This window comes from Sulfuriferula multivorans (assembly GCF_003851125.1).
Classification (GTDB): Bacteria; Pseudomonadota; Gammaproteobacteria; order Burkholderiales; family Sulfuriferulaceae; genus Sulfuriferula; species Sulfuriferula multivorans.
The window spans coordinates 1-4625 of sequence record NZ_BGOW01000064.1; the positions used below are offsets into that span (position 1 = coordinate 1).

General features: G+C 49.7%; 2 protein-coding genes. Both read left to right on the forward strand.

Annotation, left to right across the window (positions count from 1 at the left end):
• Positions 1-34 precede the first annotated feature (34 nt).
• Positions 35-3205: an AAA domain-containing protein gene (locus EI185_RS18405; protein ID WP_124706428.1), complete on the forward strand. Its 3171-nt coding sequence runs from the start codon at positions 35-37 to the stop codon at positions 3203-3205.
• Entirely contained in the window at positions 3202-4563 is a 1362-nt protein-coding gene (locus EI185_RS17490; protein WP_124706429.1) for a hypothetical protein, read from the forward strand. Before EI185_RS18405 ends, EI185_RS17490 begins: the two co-directional genes overlap by 4 nt.
• Positions 4564-4625: the final 62 nt, after the last annotated feature.

Genomic DNA, 4625 nt, shown 5'->3' on the forward strand with positions numbered 1-4625 from the left:
AAGGCCGCGTTAAATCGGTTCACGATCATGTTCGATGAGCGCATGCCGCAGCTTTAAACGATTTCCCGTTTACACAAAATCGCGGATACCCCCTTGGAATTCCTTTTTTTCGAAGGTTGGCAGGCAGATTCTTGAAGCACTGGCTTTTGCGCATTCCCATAGGACAGTCCATCGCGATATCAAACCCTCTAACATCCTTATCACTGCAGAAGGTATAGCTAAAGTATGTGACTTCGGTATCTCCAAGATTCGTAATTTCTTGGAGCCAGGTGTGACTTTGGCTCACTTTGCATCGTTCCCTTATGCCCCTCCCGAGCTTGATGATGGGAGTTACAGCTATAGCCGTGATGTTTTTGGGTTCGTAGCATTATCCATTGCGGCCCTTTCAGAATCCCGAATTGACAACCACCTAGCGCTAATCACCAAGCTTGAGCAGCTAGCGATTGAGGAACCACTAAAGCGCTTGCTGAGGAGATCTGTCTCGTTGGACAATCCCAGTGAGAGGCAGATAAATGCGGCTGTTCTACTGGCTGAAATCGACCGGCTAGTTCCTCCAGCTCCCAATCAGAAAAAAGGGCGGATTCTGGTAAGTCTGACGAACAAAGTTAAGCAAATCATCGATTACGACCTTGCGTTGAAGTCCGATACCGAGATTCAAAAGTTTGTTGAAAACGACTTGCAGAGTGCTTCGTACGTCCACGACCCCCGTGAACCAAATCCTGGTCCTGATGGTAGCGTCCCCTTGGGGAGGTCAATACGATTGCTGGGTGGCCGGTATGGCTACATTGCAATCATGGCCCAACCTACGGGTGAAAAACTATTGCTCGTATCGGCTCTTGAGCAATCTTCTTCCGAATCAGAACGCAATCGAGACGAGGCTTCACCTGCTGTCTATGAATTTTGCTTTGAAGGGGTTCTCCCCTCCGTTTCAAGCGGCCACATTGCACAACTACAAGATGAACTCTTGCAGTTCGAAGCTGATCAGAAAGTACTCCGCGTACAACAGAGGCAGCAGGCCATCTACAAGACATGGCTTGATCTGCTCAGCGCAAAGACCGAGCTTGAACGCCAGAGAAAACGCCGTTTTGCCTACGCTGATTTCGAAATTTCAGGGGGTGTCGTCCGCTTCACGGTTAATGTGGGGGCTGACGTTCAATCGCTTGACGGCCAAGACGTTCAAGTTGAAATAGCTTCAGGAGAGACTTTCTCCGGTTCAGTAGTATCTGTTTCCGAAGGCACAATCCTTGTTCAGGCAAGCGAACGAAATCGAGTCGAGACAAGCGCACTTCCAAACCAGGGGGTACTTAGCGTTGATACATCGAAAGCAGATGTTGCTCTGGACCGGCAGAAGTCAGCGGTGGACGCTGTGCGGTTTGGGCGCTCAGTCAATCAGCTCTTAGGAGACTACGTTGTCGAGCCTTCTGAAGTGCCAGTCCCAGTTCCAGGGGAAATTACATTTATTCAGAAAAACATGGACGACAACAAACGCGATGCTGTACGCACAGCATTGTCGGAGCCTGCTTTAATGCTGGTGCAAGGGCCTCCTGGAGCAGGGAAAACATTATTCATTACTGAGGTTGTATTGCAGACCTTAAGAAGAAATCCCAACGCCCGTGTGCTCCTAACTTCCCAAACACACGTAGCGCTGGACAACTCACTTGAAAGGATACTCAAGGAGAGCAAGGAAGAGGTTCGGGCAATTCGAATTGGCCATGAAAGCGATGAACGTATTGCAGAAAAAACAAAGACACTGTTGATTGACCGAAAACTGCCGGCCATGCGAAAAAGCGCCCTTGCAAAGGGTAAGGAGTTCATCGAAACCTGGGCGCAAAAAAGTGGTGTCGACCTCAGCAATACCCGAATGGCTATGGCCTTGGAAAGACACGCAGGCCTTCGAGAGAGGCTTGAGCGAGTTCAGTCGCAAATTTCTGATATCGAACAGACTCTATCCAGAGACAAGAAGTCACTTGAAACGGATGTACGGGCGGACTTGGAGGAGCTTCAGTCAGAGTTGATTAGGGAGCAGGATGCCCTGACAAAGGATATGAAGGAATCCCTTGCCGAGCTTCGTAAATATGAGGCCGATAAAGATACCGTTGAACATTTTGCCGATAGCAATTCTGAGGAGCTGCGGTCGTGGGCTAATAGCTATGTTGCAGACTCGACCCAAGTGTCCCAACTCCGAAAGATGCTGGCTATTCACTCTGATTGGGAGGTTAGATTCGGGAGGAGCCCACAGTTCAAGGCAGCATTGGTAATGCAATCGCAGGTGGTTGCCGGTACCTGCCTAGGGGTAATGAGTGTGCCTGGCAGGAACGAAATCACCTACGACCTTTGTATCGTGGATGAAGCATCCATCGCGACACCAACCGAAGTCCTGGTACCCATGGCGAGGGCTAGGCGAACAATATTGGTAGGTGATGATAGGCAACTTTCTCCATTCCAGGACCCGGAACTACAGTCATCCGGAATCCTTCAGCGGTTTTCTTTAAGTGTCGGAGACCAGAAGGCAACACTCTTTAACCATCTGCGGGATGGTTTGCCCAAAGACCTCCGAAAAGCGCTTTCAACTCAGCACCGGATGCTACCTGCCATCGGCAACCTGATTTCTGCCTGCTTCTATGACTCCGAATTGAAAAGCGCAGAACGAGCACCCTTGGGGTTTCTTGATAGAACACTGCCGTGTCCAGTGACATGGTTCTCTACCAGCAGGTGTACAGGAAAAGCATCAAAGCCAATGGGAACCTCTCAATGGAATGGCTTTGAAGTTAAGTACATTTCTGACTTGCTAGGGAGAATCGACTTCGAGTTACGGCATGGAAAGGGTAAAGGAAAGCAGTATTCCGTTGCAGTGCTTGCCGGGTATGGTGAACAACGCTCTCGGTTGCATGCGGCCATCCAGAATAAGCGGCACGAATGGAGTTCGTTCTCCGATATCTACGTTAATGTGGTTGATGCCTTTCAGGGGCGAGAAGCCGACATCCTCATTTTCTCGGTGACGCGTTCAGATGTCCGCGGGCTGGGTTTCCTCCGCGAAATGGAACGAATCAATGTGGCTCTATCGCGTGGCAAGGAGCATTTGGTCATCGTTGGCGACCACTTGTTCTGCGAGGAAGCGGAAGGTCAGTCTAATCCACTTAAACGAGTCATTGACTATATCCGGGGCAACCCACAGGACTGTATTCTGGAGGAAATTAAACAATGATTCTCGAACAAGTTCTTGAGGAGGTCGCCTACGCCCGGCCAGGTTTTTCTCTTGTGGCGTTTAAGGAGGCAGCTCTACCAAATTATCTGCTCACGTCTAGGCTATTGACGCTTGATAAGAAAAGCCTAGGTCCGATTGAGGAAGCATGTCTGGGGGCTGTAAGCGCAGGCCTCGGCGACCCAGAGGATATCTCCGCATTTCTTGGCCTGCCACGGATTGTTCTGAACAGCGTTCTGGCAGGGCTGAATACCACGGAGTGTATTAATTATTCTCGCCCAACGGAGAGCGCTAATGCTGTTGTTTCGCTGACGGTGAAAGGACGTACAACCCTGACAACTCTCAAAGAGGTGGTGCCCCAAGAAAGTGTAGTCAAGTTTGTCTTTGACCCGTATGAACGAAAAATTCGGTTCATTTCGACGTCATCCCTGTTCAAGCCTCGGGAAATCAAGGAACACGGTTGGTATGAGGTACCGCTTTGCGGTGCAAAACGACCAGAGGTCGAGGATATTCCTCTAGCAGACATCGACAAAGTCCTTCAGAAGATACCTCGAAGAGATGAAGGGACTAGAGAGCTGCTGGCGGTGCGACGTATTGAACGTAGAGAAATGCACTTCTTGCCTTGCATCATGCTGTTTTACCGTTCGCTATCTAGCGAAGATGTTCAGGTTGCCTTCTATCTCGATGATGGCTTTTCGCTTGGACACGAAAACGCATTCAGAGAACTAGGTGGCCCTGAACTAGCAGGGGCAAATCATGCGTTAGCTACTCCAGAACTGCCACCGCTGGATGACCTAATCAAAGGGGTCAGCGAGAAACAAAAGTTGGAGGAATTACTTTCGCTTGAGTACGAAGTTTCCTCCCAAGCTAATGCTGGGGAGGACATCGAGGTTGGTGATGTGCCTAAGCAAGAGCGGCCAGACAAAAGTGGTGAGCCACAACCAGAGGCAGCTATCGCTCGCTTAAGGGCTATGACCCAACGTTGTATTCGAATGCATGAGCATCCTGGGCTACTTCGGAAGGCCCTTACAGTTACGAAGAAAAAACTGTTGATCGTCGCACCTTGGATAACCCACTACGTCATCGACAACATGTTTATTTCCTCATTGGAGGCGCTATTGAGGAATGGGGTGGACGTATCAATTGGTTACGGCCTTGCGGACGAGGAGGGGGCACGAGGCGCCGACAAGGCAAAGCAAAAGCCAGCTATTACGTCCCAAGCCGAACGGAGTCTGACTGCTATCAAAGAACGATTCGATAACTTCACATTGGTGTTCTTGGGGAACACACATCGAAAACTTCTCGTTTCAGATGACAAATTTGCCGTTGTGACTAGACAGTGTCGTCACGTGATATGTTAAAATAGTTTTTTACATAAACTGCGGTGGACGCGAATGGCTGATGCCTATCAACGACATGACAT

Bases quoted from the DNA above. Each gene is read 5' to 3' on its own strand.
- EI185_RS18405 (WP_124706428.1), top strand. From the start codon at position 35: ATGAGCGCATGCCGCAGCTTTAAACGATTTCCCGTTTACACAAAATCG.
- EI185_RS17490 (WP_124706429.1), top strand. From the start codon at position 3,202: ATGATTCTCGAACAAGTTCTTGAGGAGGTCGCCTACGCCCGGCCAGGT.